At 72.4% G+C, this 19,471-nt stretch carries 21 protein-coding genes and 3 pseudogenes; 13 read left to right on the top strand and 11 right to left on the bottom strand.

The annotated features are described in order from the left end of the window. Nucleotides 1-75: 75 nt before the first annotated feature. Nucleotides 76-519, top strand: a complete 444-nt coding sequence (locus tag JWP64_RS30425; protein WP_297503836.1) for a MarR family transcriptional regulator — start codon at nt 76-78, stop codon at nt 517-519. Nucleotides 520-531: 12 nt separating this feature from the next. Beyond that, on the top strand, nt 532-1,095 hold the full coding sequence (mug, locus tag JWP64_RS30420; protein ID WP_297503834.1) for a G/U mismatch-specific DNA glycosylase: 564 nt from the start codon (nt 532-534) through the stop codon (nt 1,093-1,095). 9 nt (nt 1,096-1,104) lie between these two features. On the opposite strand, the gene ligD is transcribed toward mug, so the two are convergent. Both ligD and JWP64_RS30410 read right to left on the bottom strand, forming a co-directional pair. After that, nucleotides 1,105-2,082, bottom strand: a complete 978-nt coding sequence (gene ligD, locus JWP64_RS30415; protein ID WP_297503831.1) for a non-homologous end-joining DNA ligase — start codon at nt 2,080-2,082, stop codon at nt 1,105-1,107. A 29-nt stretch (nt 2,083-2,111) separates the two neighbouring features. Beyond that, a complete protein-coding gene (locus JWP64_RS30410; protein WP_297503828.1) occupies nt 2,112-2,372 on the bottom strand; it encodes a DUF2631 domain-containing protein in 261 nt (86 codons plus the stop codon). Nucleotides 2,373-2,494: 122 nt separating this feature from the next. Here JWP64_RS30410 and dxr point away from each other — a divergent pair, with 122 nt between their 5' ends. From dxr to JWP64_RS30385, 5 genes are all read left to right on the top strand, one after another. Then, a complete protein-coding gene (gene dxr / locus JWP64_RS30405; protein WP_297503825.1) occupies nt 2,495-3,694 on the top strand; it encodes a 1-deoxy-D-xylulose-5-phosphate reductoisomerase in 1,200 nt (399 codons plus the stop codon). After that, nucleotides 3,688-4,971 carry an RIP metalloprotease gene (locus JWP64_RS30400; RefSeq protein WP_297503822.1) on the top strand — a complete coding sequence of 428 codons (1,284 nt, stop codon included), beginning with the start codon at nt 3,688-3,690 and terminating at the stop codon, nt 4,969-4,971. The genes dxr and JWP64_RS30400 overlap by 7 nt, the downstream gene beginning before the upstream one ends. An 84-nt stretch (nt 4,972-5,055) precedes the next feature. Then, nucleotides 5,056-5,559, top strand: a complete 504-nt coding sequence (locus JWP64_RS30395) for a hypothetical protein (RefSeq protein ID WP_297503821.1) — start codon at nt 5,056-5,058, stop codon at nt 5,557-5,559. A 113-nt stretch (nt 5,560-5,672) separates the two neighbouring features. Then, nucleotides 5,673-6,815 (top strand): flavodoxin-dependent (E)-4-hydroxy-3-methylbut-2-enyl-diphosphate synthase, encoded by a 1,143-nt coding sequence (gene ispG / locus JWP64_RS30390; RefSeq protein WP_297503816.1) that lies wholly within the window; start codon nt 5,673-5,675, stop codon nt 6,813-6,815. Between the two features lie 128 nt (nt 6,816-6,943). Then, nucleotides 6,944-7,777, top strand: a complete 834-nt coding sequence (locus JWP64_RS30385; RefSeq protein ID WP_297503812.1) for a GNAT family N-acetyltransferase — start codon at nt 6,944-6,946, stop codon at nt 7,775-7,777. Between the two features lie 72 nt (nt 7,778-7,849). Here the strand turns inward: JWP64_RS30385 and JWP64_RS30380 are convergent, their stop codons facing one another. Both JWP64_RS30380 and rfbC read right to left on the bottom strand, forming a co-directional pair. Continuing rightward, on the bottom strand, nt 7,850-9,136 hold the full coding sequence (locus JWP64_RS30380; protein ID WP_297503809.1) for a Gfo/Idh/MocA family oxidoreductase: 1,287 nt from the start codon (nt 9,134-9,136) through the stop codon (nt 7,850-7,852). Next, the gene (gene rfbC, locus JWP64_RS30375) at nt 9,136-9,684 is read right to left on the bottom strand and encodes a dTDP-4-dehydrorhamnose 3,5-epimerase (RefSeq protein ID WP_297503806.1); all 549 of its coding nucleotides are present in this window, start codon (nt 9,682-9,684) and stop codon (nt 9,136-9,138) included. The genes JWP64_RS30380 and rfbC overlap by 1 nt, the downstream gene beginning before the upstream one ends. Before the next feature lie 157 nt (nt 9,685-9,841). Here rfbC and JWP64_RS30370 point away from each other — a divergent pair, with 157 nt between their 5' ends. The 5 genes from JWP64_RS30370 (at nt 9,842) to JWP64_RS30350 (ending at nt 14,003) form a co-directional block, all read left to right on the top strand. After that, nucleotides 9,842-11,677: a penicillin-binding transpeptidase domain-containing protein gene (locus JWP64_RS30370; RefSeq protein ID WP_297503803.1), complete on the top strand. Its 1,836-nt coding sequence runs from the start codon at nt 9,842-9,844 to the stop codon at nt 11,675-11,677. 125 nt (nt 11,678-11,802) lie between these two features. Then, entirely contained in the window at nt 11,803-12,189 is a 387-nt protein-coding gene (locus tag JWP64_RS30365; RefSeq protein ID WP_297503800.1) for a DUF3054 domain-containing protein, read from the top strand. Between the two features lie 72 nt (nt 12,190-12,261). Next, nucleotides 12,262-13,119 (top strand): type I methionyl aminopeptidase, encoded by an 858-nt coding sequence (gene map, locus JWP64_RS30360; protein WP_297503797.1) that lies wholly within the window; start codon nt 12,262-12,264, stop codon nt 13,117-13,119. A 102-nt stretch (nt 13,120-13,221) separates the two neighbouring features. Next, the gene (locus tag JWP64_RS30355) at nt 13,222-13,791 is read left to right on the top strand and encodes a pyridoxamine 5'-phosphate oxidase family protein (protein WP_297503795.1); all 570 of its coding nucleotides are present in this window, start codon (nt 13,222-13,224) and stop codon (nt 13,789-13,791) included. 68 nt (nt 13,792-13,859) lie between these two features. Next, on the top strand, nt 13,860-14,003 hold the full coding sequence (locus tag JWP64_RS30350; RefSeq protein WP_297503792.1) for a hypothetical protein: 144 nt from the start codon (nt 13,860-13,862) through the stop codon (nt 14,001-14,003). A 10-nt stretch (nt 14,004-14,013) separates the two neighbouring features. Here JWP64_RS30350 and JWP64_RS30345 read toward each other — a convergent pair. The 4 genes and pseudogenes from JWP64_RS30345 to JWP64_RS30330 all read right to left on the bottom strand — a co-directional run. Next, nucleotides 14,014-14,319: pseudogene (locus JWP64_RS30345) on the bottom strand (redoxin domain-containing protein); the annotation flags it as partial. 12 nt (nt 14,320-14,331) lie between these two features. Beyond that, nucleotides 14,332-14,526: pseudogene (locus JWP64_RS30340) on the bottom strand (FAD-dependent oxidoreductase); the annotation flags it as partial. A gap of 25 nt (nt 14,527-14,551) precedes the next feature. After that, on the bottom strand, nt 14,552-14,722 hold the full coding sequence (locus tag JWP64_RS30335) for a hypothetical protein (RefSeq protein WP_297503789.1): 171 nt from the start codon (nt 14,720-14,722) through the stop codon (nt 14,552-14,554). Next, nucleotides 14,719-15,243: an alpha/beta fold hydrolase gene (locus tag JWP64_RS30330; protein WP_297503786.1), complete on the bottom strand. Its 525-nt coding sequence runs from the start codon at nt 15,241-15,243 to the stop codon at nt 14,719-14,721. Before JWP64_RS30330 ends, JWP64_RS30335 begins: the two co-directional genes overlap by 4 nt. A 215-nt stretch (nt 15,244-15,458) precedes the next feature. Here JWP64_RS30330 and JWP64_RS30325 point away from each other — a divergent pair, with 215 nt between their 5' ends. Next, nucleotides 15,459-16,262 carry a lysophospholipid acyltransferase family protein gene (locus tag JWP64_RS30325; protein WP_297503782.1) on the top strand — a complete coding sequence of 268 codons (804 nt, stop codon included), beginning with the start codon at nt 15,459-15,461 and terminating at the stop codon, nt 16,260-16,262. Here the strand turns inward: JWP64_RS30325 and JWP64_RS30320 are convergent, their stop codons facing one another. The 3 genes and pseudogenes from JWP64_RS30320 to JWP64_RS30310 all read right to left on the bottom strand — a co-directional run bounded on the left by JWP64_RS30320 (nt 16,263) and on the right by JWP64_RS30310 (nt 19,418). Beyond that, nucleotides 16,263-16,619: a hypothetical protein gene (locus tag JWP64_RS30320; protein WP_297503779.1), complete on the bottom strand. Its 357-nt coding sequence runs from the start codon at nt 16,617-16,619 to the stop codon at nt 16,263-16,265. 329 nt (nt 16,620-16,948) lie between these two features. Continuing rightward, nucleotides 16,949-17,894 (bottom strand): annotated as a pseudogene (locus tag JWP64_RS30315) (acyl-CoA desaturase). A gap of 141 nt (nt 17,895-18,035) precedes the next feature. Further along, nucleotides 18,036-19,418 (bottom strand): mycothione reductase, encoded by a 1,383-nt coding sequence (locus tag JWP64_RS30310; protein ID WP_297503776.1) that lies wholly within the window; start codon nt 19,416-19,418, stop codon nt 18,036-18,038. Between the last annotated feature and the right edge of the window lie 53 nt (nt 19,419-19,471).

Genomic DNA, 19,471 nt, shown 5'->3' with positions numbered 1-19,471 from the left:
CGATGCTGCTCGGATCTCGATGCTGCTCGGGTCTCGGCGCTGGTCGGATCTTGGCGGGACGGGCATCCTGACCGGGTGAACCCCGAGCACCGGCACGGACCCGGCTGCGATCACGACGCCGAGGACCGGCCGATCGGCTGGTGGCTCAAGCAGGTCGACCGGCTGATCGAGGAGTCCTTCGACCGGCTGCTCGCCGGCGAGGGCATCGGGCGCCGGCACTGGCAGGCGCTCAACGCCGTCGCCGGTGGGGCGGACACGCCGGCCGCCCTGGACGCCGCGCTCGCACCGTTCCGGGCCGCGGGGCCGCCCCCTGCCGTGATCCTGGACCAGCTGGTCTCGCGCGGCTGGGTGCAGAACGCGGCCGGCCGGATCACGGTCACGCCCGCCGGCTCCGCGGCGCGCGGCCGGCTGATCGTCGCGATCCGGGACCACCGGACGCGGATCACCGAGGGCGTGGGCGAGGCGGAGTACCGGACGACGGTCGCCACCCTGCGACGCATGAGCCGCAACCTGTCCTGAGAGCCTTGCCGGATGCCCCGCTTCACCGCCGCCGAGCTCGAGGCCGCCCGCTCACGCCTGCTCCCGGACGTCCTCCCCGGGTCGGACGACCCGCCGTTGCGGGTGCTGTTCTGCGGCATCAACCCCGGCCTCGTCTCCGCGGCGACCGGCCACCACTTCGCCCGCCCCGGGAACCGGTTCTGGCCGGTCCTGCACGGCGCCGGCTTCACCCCGCGGCTGCTGCGGCCGGACGAGCAGGGGCTGCTCCCGGGGTGGGGGATCGGCATCACGAACATGGCCGCCCGCGCGACCGCCCGGGCGGACGAGCTGAGCGCCGCCGAGATCGTCGAGGGCGGGCAGGTCCTGCGGGCCCTGGTCGAGCAGCGGGCGCCGCGCTGGCTCGCGGTGGTCGGCATCGGCGCCTACCGGACGGCGTTCGGCGCGAAGGCGGCCGCCGTGGGACCGCAGGACACGATGCTCGGACCGACGCGGATCTGGGTGCTGCCCAACCCGTCGGGCCTCAACGCCCACTGGTCCCGAGCGGCGATGGCCGAGGAGTTCGCGCGGCTGCGGGCCGCGGCCGAGGATGGTGCCTGAGCCCGGGGCTCAGACGGCGTCGAGGTCCGGGGGTTCCTCGGCGGGGGCGTCCTTCGCGTCCCGGTCCGCCCACTCCAGCAGCGGGTCGATCGCAAAGACGGCGTCGTCGATGCCGGCGTGCAGGTCCCCGAGCTCGGCGAAGCGGTTGGGCATCGTGGCGATCGTGAAGTCCCCGGGCTCGGCGTCGTCGACCTCGTCCCAGCGGATCGGGGCGGAGACGACGGCCTCGGGCACGCCACGCACCGAGTAGGCGGCGGCGATCGTGTGGTCCCGGGCGTTCTGGTTGTAGTCCACGAAGATCGACTTCGAGTCCCGGTCCTTGCGCCACCAGCTCAGGTCCACGACGTCGCCGGCGCGCCGGCCGACCTCCTTGGCGAACGCGTGCGCGGCCCGCCGGACGTCGGCGAACCCGTGCTCCGGGGCGATCCGCACGTAGACGTGCATCCCCTTGCCGCCGGAGGTCTTCGGGAAGCCGGTGGCGCCGAGCTCGTCGAGGACCTCGTGGGCGACGTGCGCGACCCGGCGGACGTCCGCATAGGTCGCGTCCGGCATCGGGTCGAGGTCGATGCGCCACTCGTCCGGTTGCTCGACGTCGGGCTTGCGGGAGTTCCAGGGATGGAACTCCACCGTGGACATCTGTACGGCCCAGACCACGTCCGCGACGTGCTGCACGCACAGCTCGTCCGCGGTGCGGTTCCAGCGTGGGAAGTGGATCCGGACGGTCTCGACCCAGTCCGGGGCGCCCCGCGGCAGCCGCTTCTGGTGCACCTTCTCCCCGGTCACGCCGGTGGGGAAGCGGTGCAGCATGCACGGACGGTCCCGCAGGGCTCGGACGATCCCGTCCCCGACGCCCAGGTAGTAGCGCGCGAGGTCCAGCTTGGTCTCGCCCCGCGCGGGGAAGTACACGCGGTCGGGGCTGGAGATCCGGATCGTCCGGCCGGCGGCCTCGAGCTCGACCGGGGCGCCGGCCGAGTCCTTGGCGGCCACGGGCCGGTTCCTGATCGGACCCGGCCGGGTCAGCGCCGCCAGGAGTGGCGCTTGCGGACGGACCCCCACACGACGGCGCCGATGATGGCGACGGCCGGCAGGACCATCCAGAGGATCTCGGTGACGCTGGTGTGGTGCCCGATCAGCATGATCGGCAGCAGGATCGCCGAGATGACGGCCGCGAGGGGCGTCGCCTTGGGGAAGGTGCCGTGCCAGCCCCACTCGGCCGACGGCTCCGCCTCCGGGTCCACCGCCGGTCGCTTCGCCAGCTCCCGCGAGTTGCTCGCCACGTCTGCACCCCTCTTCGTGCCCGTCCAGGTCGGGCTTCATCGTCGCACAACACGCGGACGGGGATGATGGCGCCGGAGGGTGAGATCCGTGCGGGTCCTCCCCGAGGAGTGAGAGAGGTGCCATGACCGACGGAGCCGGGCCGCGTTCGCTGGTCCTGCTGGGTTCCACGGGCTCGATCGGGACCCAGGCGCTCGACGTGGTGGACGCCGCGCCGGGCCGGTTCACGATCGCCGGGCTCGCGGCCGGCGGTGGCGACGTCTCCCTGCTGGCCGCCCAGGTGCGGGCCCACGACGTCCGCCGGGTCGCCGTCGCGCGCCCCGAGGCGGCGGCCGAGCTGCGCGAGGCGGTTCCCGGTCTCGAGGTCCTGGAGGGCCCGGACGCGGCGACCGAACTGACCGCGACCACCCCCGCGGACGTCGTGCTCAACGGCATCACGGGCTCCCGCGGGCTCGGCCCGACGCTGGCGGCCCTGCACTCGGGAGCCACTCTCGCGCTCGCGAACAAGGAGTCCCTGGTCGCGGGCGGACCGCTGGTGCTCGACGCCGCCGCGCCCGGCCAGATCGTGCCGGTGGACTCCGAGCACTCCGCGATGGCCCAGTGCCTGCGCGGCGGCACCCCGGACGAGGTCGCGCGGCTCGTGCTGACGGCGTCCGGCGGCCCGTTCCGCGGGCGCCCGCGCCGTGACCTCGAGCACGTGTCGGTCGCCGACGCGCTGAAGCATCCGACCTGGGACATGGGCCCGGTCGTCACGATCAACTCGTCGACGCTGGTGAACAAGGGCCTCGAGCTGATCGAGGCGCACCTGCTCTTCGGGATCCCGTACGACCGGATCGACGTCGTCGTCCACCCGCAGTCGATCGTGCACTCGATGGTCACCTTCGCCGACGGCTCGACGATCGCCCAGGCCAGCCCGCCGGACATGCGGCTCCCGATCGCGCTCGCGCTGGCCTGGCCCGCGCGGGTGCCCGGGGCGGCCCGCCCGTGCGCCTGGGACCTCGCGCAGAGCTGGACCTTCGAACCCCTCGACGACGACGCGTTCCCCGGCGTGCGGCTGGCCCGCGCGGCGGGGGAGCGGGGCGGCTGCCTGCCGGCGGTCTACAACGCGGCCAACGAGGAGCTCGTCGCCGCGTTCGTCGCGGGCACATTGGGTTACACGGGCATCACGGACGAGCTGGAGTGCGTGCTGGCCGCGGCCGACGGGTGGGCGGGGGACCCCGCTACCGTGGCCGACGTGCTGGCTGCCGAGGACTGGGCGCGCGCCCGTGCGCGCGAGCGGGTCCGGGCTCACGAGCAGAACGGAGCGAGGACCACCGCATGGTGATGACGATCGTCGGGATCGTGATCTTCTTCCTGGGGATCCTGTTCTCGATCGCCTGGCACGAGCTGGGCCACTTCGCGACCGCGCGATGGTTCGGGATCAAGGTGCCCGAGTTCATGGTCGGGTTCGGGAAGACGGTCTGGTCGAAGCGGGTCGGCGAGACCGAGTTCGGGGTGAAGGCCGTCCCGATGGGCGGCTACATTCGCATGATCGGGATGATGCCGCCGGCCAAGGGCGAGCGGTACGGGCGCAGCCGGCGCACCGGGCCGTTCCAGGGCCTGATCGACGACGCCCGGCAGGCCTCGGCCGTCGACGTCGGCCCGGAGGACGCGGACCGGCAGTTCTACACCCGCCCGCCGTGGAAGCGGATCATCGTCATGGCCGCCGGCCCGGCGATGAACCTGATCCTCGCGGTGGTGCTGTTCGCGATCGTGCTGATGGGCTTCGGCCGGATGACGGCGACGACGACGGTCAGCGAGGTCAGCGCCTGTGTGCTGCCGGCGACGGCCACCCGGCAGGACGTCTGCCCGCCCGGCGCCCCGCTCACACCCGCCGCCGCGGCCGGGTTCCAGGCGGGCGACAAGATCGTCGCCTTCAACGGCGTGCGCTACGACAGCTGGGACGACCTGCAGCTGGCCATCCGGGCGGCGAGCGGGACCGTGCAGGTCACGGTGGAGCGCAACGGCCAGGAGCAGGTCCTCACGCCGACCCTGGTCACCACCGAGCGCCTGGACCTGAACGACCCGAACAAGCTGGTCCCCGTGGGCTTCCTCGGCGTCGGCCCGGTCGCGGAGGTCCAGCGGCAGAGCTTCTCCGACGTCGGCGCGACGATGGGCTCGGTGATCTCCGAGGTCGGGCAGAAGCTCGTCCAGCTGCCGCAGCGGGTGCCGAACCTCTTCGGCTCGGTGTTCCTCGGCGAGGAGCGCTCGCAGGACTCCCCGGTCGGCATCGTCGGCGCCTCCCGGATCGGCGGCCAGATCCTCTCCAGCGACGCGCCTCCCGGCCAGGAGATCGCGTCGATGCTCACCCTGCTGGCGCTGGTGAACATCTCGCTCGGCCTGTTCAACCTGCTGCCGATCCCGCCGCTGGACGGCGGGCAGATCTTCCCGGCGATCTGGGAGGCGATCCGGCGGCGGTTCGCCGCGCTGCGCGGCCGGCCGGACCCGGGCCCCGTCGACGTCGCGCGGCTGCTGCCGATCGCCTACACGGTGGCGTTGATCTTCGTCGCGTGGAGCGCGCTGGTCCTGGTGGCGGACGTCATCAACCCCGTTCGGCTCTAGACGAGAGGTAATCGGAGGCGGCAGGGATACTGGGGGGATGATCCTCCCCAGCTCCCTTCGCCCCGCGGGCGGTGCCGCCCGACCGTGAGCACCGCACATTCGACCAACGGGGCCCGGCCCGTGGCCGTCTTCGACATCGACGGCGTCCTCGCCGACGTGACCCACCGCCTGCACCACCTGCGCGCGCGCCCGCAGCGCTGGGAGCGCTTCTTCGCCGAGGCGAACGTCGACCCGCTGCTCGGCGAGGGGGCGGGCCGGCTGCGGGCCGCGCAGGCGGACCACGACGTGATCTACCTGACCGGCCGCCCGGAGCGGAACCGGCGGCTCACCGAGCGCTGGCTGGCCGGGCACGAGCTGCCGACCGGCCCGCTGTACATGCGCGAGGACGACGACTACCGGCCCGCCCGGATGATGAAGCGCCAGGTGCTGCGCCGGCTCGGCCGGAGCCGGAAGATCGTGTCGGTGATCGACGACGACCCCGCCGTCGTCGACCTGCTGAAGGCGGACGGCTGGCCCATCGAGCTCGCGACCTGGCTGCCACACTCCTCGACCCTGCAGGACGCCCAGGAGCGCAAGGGGCGTACGTAGCCGCTCGTGCGCGTTCTCGTTGCCCTGGCGACGATTTCCGCGCACGAGTGCCGGAGGCGCACGTCACGGCCTCCGTCGGTGGCGATCGGCGGGGCAGGTGGATACTGGAGGTCGTGAGCGTCTCCCTGGGTATGCCGTCGACTCCCGCACCGACCCTCGCGCCGCGCCGGAAGACCCGGCAGCTGCAGGTCGGACCGGTCGGGGTGGGCAGCGAGCACCCGATCTCGGTCCAGTCCATGACCACCACGCTGACCTCCGACGTCAACGCCACCCTCCAGCAGATCGCCGAGCTCACCGCCTCGGGCTGCGACATCGTGCGGGTGGCCTGCCCCAGCCAGGACGATGCCGACGCGCTGCCCGCGATCGCGCGCAAGTCCCAGATCCCCGTGATCGCGGACATCCACTTCCAGCCGAAGTACGTCTTCGCCGCGATCGAGGCCGGCTGCGCCGCGGTCCGGGTGAACCCGGGCAACATCCGCAAGTTCGACGACCAGGTCAAGCAGATCGCGCAGGCCGCGAAGGACCACGGCACCCCGATCCGGATCGGCGTCAACGCCGGCTCGCTGGACAAGCGCCTGCTGGCCAAGCACGGCAAGGCCACGCCCGAGGCGCTCGCCGAGTCCGCCCTGTGGGAGGCGAGCCTCTTCGCCGAGCACGACTTCCACGACATCAAGATCTCGGTCAAGCACAACGATCCGGTCGTCATGGTGCTGGCCTACGAGCTGCTCGCCGAGCTGTGCGACTACCCGCTGCACCTCGGCGTCACCGAGGCCGGGCCGGCGTTCCAGGGCACGATCAAGTCCGCGGTCGCGTTCGGCGCGCTGCTGCGCCAGGGCATCGGGGACACGATCCGCGTCTCGCTCTCGGCGCCGCCGGTCGAGGAGATCAAGGTCGGCACGCAGATCCTGCAGTCGCTGAACCTGCGACCCCGCAAGCTCGAGATCGTGTCCTGCCCGTCCTGCGGGCGCGCCCAGGTCGACGTCTACACCCTCGCCGAGCAGGTCACCGCCGGGCTCACCGGCATGGAGGTCCCGCTGCGCGTCGCCGTCATGGGCTGCGTCGTCAACGGTCCGGGCGAGGCCCGCGAGGCGGATCTCGGTGTCGCGTCCGGCAACGGCAAGGGCCAGATCTTCGTCAAGGGCGAGGTCATCAAGACCGTCCCCGAGCACGCCATCGTCGAGACCCTGATCGAGGAGGCGCTCAAGATCGCCGAGGGGATGGAGCTCGAGGGCGAGCCGCAGGTGACCGTCGGATGAGCTCGCGGGTCCACGCTGCACGGGGCCCTGCGCTCTCCACTACTGCCAACGGATGATCCATGGACACCGCCCGCGGTAGCGGCGATCCGGGAATGGGAATCGCCGGCCGGGTATGGCACCGTAAAGGGGTGCTGAGGGTCGCCGGTGCCCGGCTGCTCGACGATCGGGATCGCGGTGGTGTCCGCGCGGCGCTGGACGCCGACCCCGTGGCCGCATGCATGGTGGCCGCCCGGGTGGAGATCGCCGGGCTGGATCCGTGGCGGCTCGGCGGAGAGCTCTGGGCGGTCGGCTCCCGGATGGAGGGCCTGTGCTTCTCCGGGGCCAACCTCGTGCCGCTGCGCGGCGAGCGTTCCGCCATCCGCGCCTTCGCGGACCGCGCCCGCCGGCACGGCCGCGCGTGCTCGTCGCTGGTCGGCCGCGCCGAGCTGGTGCTCCCGCTGTGGGAGGACCTCGCGCCCGGCTGGGCGCCCGCCCGCGAGGTGCGCGCGGACCAGCCGCTGATGGTGCTCGTCGGCCCGCCGACCGTCCGGCCCGACCCGCAGGTCCGCCCGGTGCGGATCGAGGAACTCGACCGCTACCTGCCCGCGGCCGTCGCCATGTTCACCGAGGAGGTGGGCATCGACCCCCGGGCCGGGGACGGCGGCGCCGGCTACCGGGCCCGGGTCGCCGAGCTCGTCTCCGCGGGCCGCGCCTTCGCCCGGTTCGAGGACGGCGAGGTCGTCTTCAAGGCCGAGATCGGCGCGCTGTCGTCCCGGGTCGGACAGATCCAGGGTGTCTGGGTGCACCCGAACCGCCGTGGCCAGGGCCTCGGCATCCTCGGCACCGCCGCGGTCGCGGAGCGGCTCGCGGCGATAGGCAAGATCTCGAGCCTCTACGTCAACGGCTTCAACCACCGGGCCCGTTCCACGTACGACCGGATCGGGTTCCAACAGGTCGCGAGCTTCGCGACCGTCCTGTTCTGAACCCACGAACGGCACATTCGCTCACTAGGTATGAGCGAAAGTGCCGTTCGTGAAGATCGACGGAGCTCCCGGTCAGGAGAAGAAGAGCTTCTCCTGCTCCTCGCGCAGCTGGTCGATCAGCCGGCCCGGGGGCAGGGTGACGTCGGCGTAGGTCAGGACCTCGTCCTTCGCCACGTCGCGCAGCAGCGTGCAACCCACGGCCACGCCCATCGGCAGCAGGTTCTCCGCCCGGGTGACCGGGGTGGACTCCGCGACGCCGTAGGTGTCGTACTCGCCGAGGCCGTCGAGCACCTGCCCGGCCTTCAGGTCCCGCTTCGCCGTGGTGACGACGTCGACCTTCGGTGCTCCGGCCGGGACGAGCGCGGCGTCGGCGAAGTCCACCGCGCGCGCGACGCTGTTCGGGACCTCGAAGTGGCACAGGTGGTACGGCGTGTAGAAGCTGTAGAGCGGGCCCTTGCCCAGCTTGTAGAGCTCCAGGTAGTGCCGCTGCTTCGGGTCGTCGTGCGTACCGAGGACGTAGACGCCGGGGCCGGGCTTGGAACCGACCACGTAGTCGATGATCCCGCCGAGCTCGCGCAGCTCGTCGACGTCGTAGGCCTCGGTCAGCTCGTCGACGTGCCCGGCGTGGTCCCGCCCGTACATGCCGCGCTTCGGCACGGTCAGCCCGAAGGCGTTGGCCACGATGGCCTGCTCGAAGCTGATCTTGGTGCCGTCGGCGAAGCTGGTGACCATCGCCGGGTCCTGGCCCCAGCGCTCCGCGAACGCCTTCTGCGTCGTGGGGTTGCGGTAGGGGTCCTGCAGTCCCTTGACGTTCCCCGCGACGAGCGGGGTGACGCCGAGGCCCTGCACGAAGCGGATCAGGTTGCCCTGCACGCCGGGCTGGTCCCCGTCCGCACCGGTGAACACGACGCCCGCGGCCCTGGCGCGCACGGCGAGCAGCGGGCCCACCGTGGCGTCGAGCTCGGCGTTCATGGTGACGACCGGCAGCCCGCGCTCGATCGCGGCGACGGTGATCCGCGCGCCGAACTCCACGGCGCCGGTGACGTCCACGATGCAGTCCACGTGCACGGACTTGAGCAGCTCGAACGCGTCCTGCAGGACGGCCGGCTCACCCTTCTCGATCGCGTGGTCGAGCTGGGACGCGTCCTCCACGACGGTGGGCTCGAGGCCCGCCTCGGTGAAGGCGCGCCGCCCGTTCGCGAGCGTCCGGTTGGCGATGGCCACCAGGCGCATGCCGGGGACGGAGTTGACGATCTGGTTGGCCAGCCCGCGGCCCATGAAGCCCGAGCCGATCATGCCGACGCGGATCGGCCGGTTCTCCTCCTCGCGCCTGCGCAGCGCCGTGTCGATGATCAGCATCAGCGTGCCTCGACCGACAGCTCGGACAGCAGCGGCCAGCTCGCGTCCTTGTCCGAGATCGTCGTGACCTCGTGCGGCCACTCGACCGCCAGCGTCGGGTCGTCCCAGCGCAGGCCGCGCTCGGCGCCCGGCGTGTACGGGGTGCTCACCTGGTACATCGTGGCGGCGCCGTCGGTGAGGGTGAGGTACGCGTGCCCGAAGTTCTTCGGGATGTACATCGCCCGGTAGTTGTCCTCGGTCAGCTCGGCACCGAAGTGCTGCAGGTAGGTCGGGGACTCGGGACGCAGGTCCACGATCACGTCGTAGATCGCGCCGCGGAAGCAGCGGATGACCTTGACCTCGGCGTTGGGCTCCAGCTGGTAGTGGAACCCGCGCAGCGTGCCGGCCTTGTGGTTGTACGAGATGTTGCACTGCGCGATGGCCGGGTCGAGCCCGGCCTCGGCGAACTCGTCGACGCAGAAGGACCGGGCGAAGAACCCCCGGTCGTCGGAGAGCCGCTTGAGATCGATCAGCGCCGAACCGGGGAGCGGATTCGGATGGATGTCCATGGGGGAGATTCGTCCCGTCCTGTCGGAGGCGTTACGGGGATCTTCATGGTAGTGAAGGCACTTCTCCGGTCGAGGAGCAGACCTGTGGTCGGCAGATGCCGGGCGGTCCCGGCGAGGCTGCCGAACGGTCGGCAGGGTGTCTCGGCATACTCCGGGGGTGCCCGGTCCCCTCCGTCCCGCCCGTCCGTTCCGTGCGCTACGTGTCCTGACGGTCACGCTCGTGGTCCTGGCCGGCGTCGCCGGCTGCGGCCTCTTCGGCGACGACGGCCCGACGAAGACCGCCGCCGCGTTCCTCGCGGCCTGGAGCCGTGGCGACGACGCCGGGGCCGCGGCCCTGACGGACGACCCGGACGCCGCGCGGCAACTGCTCGCCGAGGCGCGAACGGCGCTCGCCCCGGCCGCGATCACCACCGAGGTCGCGCAGGTGCGCACCGCGACCGACCGCTCGACCGCGTCGGCGAACATCACCTGGGACCTCGGTCAGGACCGCCGCTGGACCTACCTCGGTGGGTTCGAGATGCACCCCGCGGAGACGGACACGGGCTGGCAGGTGCGCTGGGCGCCGACGGTCGTGCACCCGCAGCTCGCGACCGGCCAGCGGCTCGCGCTGCGGACGGACGTCCCGGACCCGGCCCCGGTCGTCGACCGCAACGGCGTCCCGCTGCTGGCCCCGACGACCGTGGTGAACGTCCTGCTGGACCGCAAGGCCACCGGCGACCTCAACGCCGCCACCGGGACCCTGGCCCGGGCGCTGGGCCCGATCGACCCGGAGATCACCGCACAGACGATCACCGACGGTGCGGCGAAGGTCCCCGACGGCCAGGCCTACACCGTCGCCGTGCTGCGGGAGACGGACTACAACGGCGTCAAGAACGCGATCCACGACCTCCCGGGCGTGCGGTTCACCTCGTCGTCGCGGCTGCTCGGGCCGTCCGCCGGGTTCGGCAGCCAGGTGCTCCCGCCGGTGCGGTCCGAGGTCGCGTCGCAGGTCGACGGCGTCGCCGGCTGGTCCGTCGCCGCCGTCGACTCGTCCGGTGGCACGGTCGGCACGCTGACCGAGACCCCGCCGACGCCCGGCGCGACGGTCGGGGTGAGCCTGGACCGGACCGTCCAGTCCGCCGCCGAGGACGCCGTCGAGGCGCTCCCGCAGCAGGCCGCGATCGTCGCGATCCAGCCGTCGACCGGGGACATCCTCGCGGCGGCGCAGAACGGGCCGGCGGACGCCGCGGGCGCGATCGCCTTCACCGGCCGGTATCCGCCCGGCTCCACCTTCAAGATCGTGACGGCGACGGCGGGCGTGGAGCGGCTCGGCCTGACGGGTACCACGTCCGAGGCCTGCCCGGGCACGACCGTCATCGGCGGCCGCCCGGTGCCCAACGAGGACAGGTTCGACCTCGGCACCGTCCCGCTGTCGACGGCGTTCGCCAAGTCCTGCAACACCACGTTCGCGCAGATCGGGGCCCAGCTGCCCCCGGACGCGCTCACGACCGCCGGCTTGCAGCTCGGCTTCGGCGCGGACTTCGGCATCCCCGGCCTCACCACGGTGACGGGCTCGGTGCCGCCCGCCGAGGACCAGGTCCAGCGCGCCGAGGACGGCTTCGGCCAGGGCCAGGTCGTCGCGACGCCGTTCGGGATGGCCCTGGTCGCCGCGACGGTCGCACACGGTGCCCCGGTCACCCCGCAGCTGATCCGCGGGCGCGCCACCGAGACGGTCACGCCCGCGACGGCGCCGGACCAGGCCGCGCTCGCGCAGCTGCGGCCGATGATGCGCCAGGTCGTCACGGAGGGGACCGCGACGCTGCTGCGCGGGTCCGGCGAGGTGTACGGGAAGACGGGCACGGCGGAGTACAGCCAGGGCGGCGTCAACCGGGCGCACGGCTGGTTCGTCGGGTACCGCGGGGACGTCGCGTTCGCGATCCTCGTGGTCGACGGCGGATCGTCGAGCGTCGCGGTCAAGGCCGCCCAGCCGTTCCTGGCGGGCTTCAGCTCCTGACGACCCGCTCGCCGACGTCCGCGTCGTGGAGCCACAACACGGTTTCGAGGCGTTCTCGTCGCGTTGTGGAGCCATGTGACCTGGACGTCGGCGCGGGGATTGCACGGGGGATCTAGGCTGGGGGCGTGCGCCGTCCCTCAGTCCCTGTCCTCGCGCTGACCGCAGACGCCGTCGCCGTGGTGGTGTTCGCGGCGATCGGGCGGTCGAGCCACGCCGAGGCGGACAGTGTTGTCGGCCTGGTCGGCACCGCCGCCCCGTTCCTCGTGGGGCTCGGCGCCTCGTGGGCGTCGCGCCGGGTGCGGGCGGACCCGCCCGGGTTGCGTGCGGGCGCCGTCGTGCTCCTCGGGACGGTGGTGATCGGGCTCGCCCTGCGCGCCGCGTTCCTGCAGCGGCTGCCGCTGAGCTTCGCGATCGTCGCCACGATCTCCCTGGCCGTGCTGCTGCTGGGCTGGCGCGGGCTGTCCATGCTGGTCGCCCGCGTCTCGACGAAGCGCGGAGCGCTGCGTCACTGAGACGCGGAGCGCTGCGTCACTGATGGGGCCGTCCGACAGCACCGCCGCCGGCGCCCGACCTACACTGGACCCGTGGCTTCACCTGCTCTCCTGGTCCCCGGCACCCCCACGCCGATCCGCACCGTCCCCGCGCACATCCCGCGGCCGGAGTACGTCGGCAAGAAGGCCCCGGCGGCGAACCGTGACTCGGACGTCCAGCCGCCGGAGGTCATCGAGGCCATGCGGATCGCGAGCCGCATCGCCGCGCAGGCGCTGCAGGTCGGTGGCGAGGCCGTCAAGCCCGGGGTGACCACGGACGACGTCGACCGGGTGGTCCACGACTTCCTGGTCGACCACGGCGCCTACCCTTCGACGCTGGGTTACCGCGGCTTCCCGAAGTCCTGCTGCACCAGCCTCAACGAGGTCATCTGCCACGGGATCCCGGACACGACCGTGATCAACGACGGCGACATCGTCAACATCGACGTCACCGCGTTCGTCGGCGGCGTCCACGGGGACTGCAACGCCACCTTCCTCGCCGGGAACGTCTCCGAGGAGGACCGCCTCCTCGTCGAGCGGACCCACGAGGCGACGATGCGCGCGATCAAGGCGGTCAAGCCGGGCCGCGAGCTGAACGTTGTCGGCCGGGTCATCGAGTCCTACGCGAAGCGCTTCGGCTACGGGGTCGTGCGGGACTTCACCGGCCACGGCATCGGCCGCTCCTTCCACAGCGGGCTCGTGGTGCTGCACTACGACCAGCCGGACATCCACATCGAGCTCGAGCCGGGCATGACGTTCACGATCGAGCCGATGATCACCCTCGGCACCATCGACTACGACATCTGGCCGGACGACTGGACCGTGGTGACCAAGGACCACAAGCGCACGGCCCAGTTCGAGCACACGATCCTGGTGACGGCGGACGGCGCGGAGATCCTCACCCTGCCCTGACCCCGTGGGACCCCGTCCCCGCAGGCCGACGCACGGGTCTCGTCGCCCGCCCTCTGGGTCGAAACCATGGTCACCTCCCCCGGGCGGACGTACCGTCGGGGGATGGCGAAGGTCCACGACGGCATCTCGGGTCGGCTGCGGGAGTTCATCGAGGCGCAACCGGTGTTCTTCGTCGGCACCGCGCCGCTGGACCCGGACGGGCTGGTGAACCTCTCGCCGAAGGGGACGCGCGGCACCTTCCGGGTGGTCGATGAGCACACGTTCGCCTACCTGGACATCACCGGCAGCGGCATCGAGACGGTCGCCCACCTGCGGGAGAACGGGCGGATCTGCGTGATGTTCTGCGCCTTCGAGGGGCCGCCGAACATCGTCCGGTTGCACGGGACGGGCCGGGTGCTCGCCGCCTGCGATCCCGGTTTCGACGATGCGGTGGCCGGCTTCGGCGAGGCCGGCACGAGTCGGCGGATGCAGTCCCGCGCCGTGATCACCGTCGACGTTGCGCGGGTCGCCGACGCCTGCGGTTACGCCGTGCCGCACATGGCCTACCGCGAGGAGCGGACCCTGCTCGACCGCTGGGCGGACGACAAGACTCCCGGGGACCTCGAGGCGTACCACGCGAAGAAGAACGCCGAGAGCATCGACGGCCTCCCGGGTCTCGTACCGCGCCCCTGACCGGGGTCGCGGAGCTGTGCTGTCCGTGTGACGCCGCGTTGCGGGCGAGGTGGCTGTACCCGGGCGTCGTGGGCGAGGTGCTGTCCGAGGAGCTCCTCGCGTGGGCGGAGTTCGGGCTCCGCCCCGGCCCCGGGCGGGCGCTGGACCTGATGCAGCAGCTGGAGCAGCAGGAGCCCGTGCGCATGACCCTGATGAAGGCGAAGGTGCGCTGACGGAGGTGGTTCAGCCGGCGGCCTGCTTCTTCACCGCGGTCAGGGCCTCGTCCGCGTGGGCGTCGAACTTCGACTCACTGGCGAACGCGGCGACGATCCGCCGGCCCTGACCGATGACGAAGGTCTGCCGGCGGGTGTGCAGCCCGCCCGGGAGCCACCAGCGCCATGCGCCGAACTCCTTGGCGACCTCGTGGCCCTCGTCGGAGAGGAGCGGGTAGCCGAGCGAGTGGCTCGTCGCGAAGACGCTCTGCTCCAGCACGCTGTCCCCGCTGATGCCCACCGGCTGCGCGCCGACGGCGGCGAAGTCCGCGGCGAGGTCCCGGACTTTGTGGACGATGAAGCCGGAGTCGACGTCGGTGGTGCCGCCGTCGGACGCCGTGAGCTCGTGGGTGTGGGCGTGCCCGCCGAGGCGGTCGTCGGCCTCGAAGAGGGTGACGTCGTGGCGGCGCTGCAGCAGGTGGGCGGCGGTCAGGCCGGCCACGCCACTGCCGATCACCCCGACTGTCTCGCGTGGACCGGTCATCGAACGGCTCCGGTCAGGACGGTCGTCAGTCCGGCGGGTGCCGGTGGTCGCATGGCGTTCGTGATGTCGGGGTCCGGGGGTTCGTCCCGATCTCGCCGAGCACGAACCGGCGGACCAGGGAGGCCCAGTCGCCGCTGCGGCGGAGCATCGAGTGGCCGTCGCCGAGTACCTCGAAGCGGGCGACGCGGTCCGTCACGGCCTTGGCGCGACCGCGTAGGCGAGGGACTGCCGCGGGTCCGTCCAGCGGTCCTGGTCGCCGTGGGCGATGAGCACGCTGCGGCCCGCGAGCTGCGCGACGGGATCCGAGCCGTCGAGCCGGGGGGCCAGGGCGCAGACGGAGACCACGCCGTCCGCACCGGCCGCCCGCAGCACCGCGCGGCCGCCCATCGAGTTCCCGACCAGCACGATCGGCACGCCGGGGTGACGCCGCCGGAGCTCGGCCAGCATCGCCTCGACGTCCCGCTGGGCGTCCCGATCCGCGCCGTTCCAGCCGCGGTGGCGGTAGCGGAGCATGAACACCCCGAGCTCGGGGCCGGCCCGTCGCAGGTCCTTCGCGAACGGCAGCATCCGCCAGTACGTCAGCCGTCGTCGTTCGCCGGACTCGCGGCTGCCCGCCCGGCCGCCGTGGGCCACCAGGACCAGCGCGGCGGGATCCGGGCGCCGGCGCCCGACCGGTTCCAGCCGGGGCAGCGCCCTCCCGGGGACGTGACCGCTCACCTGCCACCTCGCATCGCTCAGCCGACGTTCTCGGTGGTTCCTCCGTTCCGGAGTGGCCCGGCGGATGGTGACCTGGAAGCCATGTCACATGTGGCCGACGATCAGCTCGTGACCCGCCGGGCTGCGCCCTTCGGCCGTGAGCGAGGATCCTGTTTCGACCCCGTGGCGTCGAACGCTCCACCCGGCGCCCGCCACCGAGATCTGGAGACCTGGGGATGACCACTCCGCCGCTGCTCACGGCGCGGGAGAAGCTGCTGCTGACCCTGCGCCGCCGACGCCGGGGCTCCGGTTTCTGGTACGGCCTGGCCATCGAGGTGATCTGGCCCTTCGTGATGGCGTTCACGCGCATCTCCTGGTCCGGCGGCGAGCGGATCCCGCGCACCGGGGGCGTCCTGCTCGCCGCGAACCACGTCTCGATGGCGGACCCGATCTACGACGTCGCGTTCACGATCGTGAACGGCCGGATGCCGCGGTTCCTCGCGAAGTCCGAGCTGTGGGGGGTCCCCGTGGTCAAGTGGGTGCTCGGCCGGGGCGGGCACATCCCCGTCTACCGGGAGTCCGCGCGGGCGGGGGACGCCTACCGGGACGCCGTCAAGGCCCTCGAGCGCGGCGAGGTCGTCGTGTTCTACCCCGAGGCCACCTACACCGCGGACCCCGACGGCTGGCCGATGAAGGCCAAGAACGGCATCGGCCGGATCGCGATGATGACCGGGGTGCCCGTCATCCCGATCGCGAACTGGGGGACCCAGGACCTGCTGCCGCCGGGCGGCAAGCCCCGGCCGTGGCCGCGCAAGCGCGTCACCGTCCTCGCCGGACCGCCGGTCGACCTCTCGGACTACATCGGCAAGCCCCGCACCCGCACGAACCTCGACGGCGCCACCGGCGCGATCATGTCCGCGGTGACGAAGCTGGTCGGGGAGGTGCGGGGGGAGACCCCGCCGTCGATCCCGTTCGACCCGGACGCGCGCCGGGAGCCCTCGGGGCCGCCGAGTGCGCTGGGGGAGCGGCCGGCCAGCTGATCACGGGCTGCGGTCCGCGGCGGCGACGAGCAGTCGCCCGGCGGCGGGCGACCCGGCGCGGCCGATCATGCGGCAATGAGCCCGGTGCACCGCGTCGAAGCCCGTGAACCGCTGGAGGGCCCGGTCCGGGAACGCCGACCCGTCGGGAAGGGCAACCGCGGTCTCGAGGACGGCCAGGGCCCGTTCGGTGAGCAAGATGTCGCGCAGTCCGACCTGGTCCGTCGCCGCGATGTCCCGCCGGCGAACGGAGACGTCCGGCTGTGCCCGTGGGTCGTGCCGGCGCGGCACGGTCACCTCGACGACGTCGGGCGCCCGGTCGAGCATTCCGTGCGAGTACGCGGCGGCCGGCCCGGACACGAGGGCCCTGTCCCCGGCCCACAGCCACCGCCCGGACGCGGGCCTCGTGCGTCAGGCGATGGCCGGAGGCCAGGTAGACGCCGGGGGACAGGCGCTGCCGTTCGCCGTCGGCCACCCGGCGGCGCACCCGTGCGTGTGGAGACACCGCCTGCGACCGCCTGGTCGAGCCGCACGACACCGCCCTGGCGGCGCAGAAGCGTCCCGAGATCCACATCGGAAGGATCACCGAGCGACCCGGCGGGCGGGGCCCTTTCCGGAAACTCGGGCCAGTGATCGCGGGGTGCGGTACAACCCGGCCGTAGGTGACCGGGATGTACCGCGAACCGTGATCAGGCGGCCTTGCTCAGCTTCTCCAGCCGACGTGACGTGGGCCAGCGGACCGACGTGGCCCAGCCCGCCTTCTCGAAGCCGTTGATCACCGCGGCGGAGAGGTCGATCTGGCCCTCCTCGACCCCGTGCCGGGCGCAGGTGGGATCCGCGTGGTGCAGGTTGTGCCAGGACTCGCCGAAGGACAGGATCGCCAGCCACCAGACGTTGGCCGAGTGGGCCCGGGCGGCGAAGGGGCGCTCGCCCCACATGTGGCAGATCGAGTTGATGGACCACGTGACGTGGTGCAGCAGCGAGACGCGGACCAGGCCGGCCCAGAAGAACGCGGTCAGCGCGCCCCACCAGGACCAGGTCACGAGCCCGCCGATCAGGGCGGGGGCGAGCAGCGTCAGGACGCTCCACAGGGCGAACAGGCGGCTGACGCGGTCGATGTCCCGGTCCGCGAGCAGGTCCGGGGCGAAGCGCTCGGCGTTGGTGAGGTCCCGGTCGAAGAGCCAGCCCATGTGCGAGTGCCAGAAGCCCCTGGCCAGCGCCCGCACACCCGTGCCGAACAGCCACGGCGAGTGCGGGTCGCCCTCCTTGTCCGAGAACGCGTGGTGGCGGCGGTGGTCCGCGACCCAGGTGATCACCGGGCCCTGCATGGCGAGCATCCCGGCGATCGCCAGCGCGACCCCGCAGCGGGCGGTTCGCCTTGAACGAGCCGTGCGTGAAGTAGCGGTGGAAGCCGACGGTGATGCCGAGCCCGCTGCCGACGTAGAAGACCGCGGCGATCACCACGTCCGCCCAGCCCAGGAAGCCGAAGACCGCGGCAAGGGGGACGGCGGCCAGCAGCGCGACCAGCGGGGTGAACACGAAGACGTACACGCCGATCTGCTGCGGCAGCCCCCGGCTGCCGTCCAGGACCGGTCGCGCACCGGCGGCCTCGGGAGTGTCAGCGGTCAGGGTCATCGGGTCTCGCACCTCACCGGTCACTCGAACGGCAGCGCTCGCAGAACGTGCCACCGTGGTGTCCGGTGCCCGAGCCTGCCCGGATCGGCCCTCTCAGGATAAGGGCAACCTTCGTCACATGCCGGGCTCGAGCGTCCGGGCTCAGACGTCGAGGCCCAGGAGCGCGTTCTCGACGACCTCGGGCAGCGCCGGGTGGATCCAGTACTGCCCCGTCGCCATCTCCCGCGCGGTCAGCCCGAACGACATCGCCTGGATCAGCGGCTGGATCAGCGACGACGCCTGCGGGCCGAGCAGGTGCGCGCCCAGCAACCTCCCGGTCCCGCGCTCGGCGATGATCTTGCAGACGCCGGTGGTGTCCTCCATCGCCCAGCCGTAGGCGACGTCGCCGTACTTCTGGGCCTTCACCGCGTAGTCGATCCCGGCGTCCCGGCACTGCTGCTCGGTCTTCCCCACCACGGCGATCTGCGGATCGGTGAACACGGCCGAGGGGACGAACCGATGATCGATCTCAATCATGTCGTCGGGGTGGAGCAGGTTGTGCCCGACGACCTTCGCCTCCCGGTTGGCGACGTGCTTGAGCTGCCAGGGCGAGCTGACGTCGCCGAGGGCGAACACGCCGTCGGCGCTGGTCCGCTGGAACCGGTCGACGTCGATGCGGCCGTCGTAGAGGGTTCCGATGCCGGCCGCGCCGAGGTTCATCAGGTCCCCGTTCGGCACGCGGCCCGTGGCTACGAGAAGGGTGTCCGCGCCGAGCGTCGAGCCGTCGTCGAGGGTGATGGTGAGGTCGCCCGCGGTGCCGCTGAGCGAGGTGATCTGGGAGTTGAGCCGGACGTCGATCCGGGACCCGGCGACGGCGAGCCGGGTGTAGGTCTCGGAGATCGTCTCGTCGTGCCACCGGAGCAGCGCGTGGCTCCGGTTGACCAGCGTGACCCGGCTGCCGAGCGCGGAGAACACGTGGGCGAACTCGGAGGCGATGTAGCCGCCCCCGAGGACCACCAGCCGCTCCGGGAGCTCCGGCAGCCGCATGATCGTGTCCGACGTCTCGAAGGGGATGCCAGAGTCCGCGACCACCGGCGGAACCATCGGCCTTCCCCCCGCGGCGATGACGACCTGGTCCGCCGTGATCTCGTCGGTGCCCGATCCGTCGGTGCGGACCACCTGCAGCGCGCGCGGCCCGGTGAACGACGCGTGCCCGAAGTAGACGGTCACGTTGGGGCTGCGCTCGACGCGGTACTGCCTGCCGCCCCCGGAGATCGGGTCGATCCGGCTGAAGATCCGGTCCCGGATGTCCGACCAGCGGATCTTGTCGATGGACGCGTCCACGCCGTACTTCGCCGCGCGCCGGACGACCTCGGCGACGTCCGCGGCGTAGACGTACATCTTCGTGGGGATGCAGCCGACGTTGAGGCAGGTGCCGCCGAACACCCCGTGCTCGACGAGCGCGACGTCGAGACCCGCGAACCGCTCGTCGAGGAAGGTGTTGCCGGAACCGGTGCCGATGACGACGAGATCGTGGTGACGCACCCCGCCGAGGCTAGCCGCGAGCCGAGGGCACGGCGCGTCCGGCGGCCGGGATC

It is taken from the genome of Pseudonocardia sp. (assembly GCF_025465255.1).
In the GTDB taxonomy this organism is placed as follows: domain Bacteria; phylum Actinomycetota; class Actinomycetes; order Mycobacteriales; family Pseudonocardiaceae; genus Pseudonocardia.
This window is presented reverse-complemented; position numbering and strand designations above follow the sequence as displayed.

What these genes read in the sequence shown, in the direction of transcription:
- rfbC (WP_297503806.1), bottom strand. Translation starts at nt 9,684, where the DNA reads ATGGACATCCATCCGAATCCGCTCCCCGGTTCGGCGCTGATCGATCTC.
- JWP64_RS30380 (WP_297503809.1), bottom strand. Translation starts at nt 9,136, where the DNA reads ATGCTGATCATCGACACGGCGCTGCGCAGGCGCGAGGAGGAGAACCGG.
- JWP64_RS30400 (WP_297503822.1), top strand. Translation starts at nt 3,688, where the DNA reads ATGGTGATGACGATCGTCGGGATCGTGATCTTCTTCCTGGGGATCCTG.
- JWP64_RS30325 (WP_297503782.1), top strand. Translation starts at nt 15,459, where the DNA reads ATGACCACTCCGCCGCTGCTCACGGCGCGGGAGAAGCTGCTGCTGACC.
- mug (WP_297503834.1), top strand. Translation starts at nt 532, where the DNA reads ATGCCCCGCTTCACCGCCGCCGAGCTCGAGGCCGCCCGCTCACGCCTG.
- JWP64_RS30355 (WP_297503795.1), top strand. Translation starts at nt 13,222, where the DNA reads ATGGCGAAGGTCCACGACGGCATCTCGGGTCGGCTGCGGGAGTTCATC.
- dxr (WP_297503825.1), top strand. Translation starts at nt 2,495, where the DNA reads ATGACCGACGGAGCCGGGCCGCGTTCGCTGGTCCTGCTGGGTTCCACG.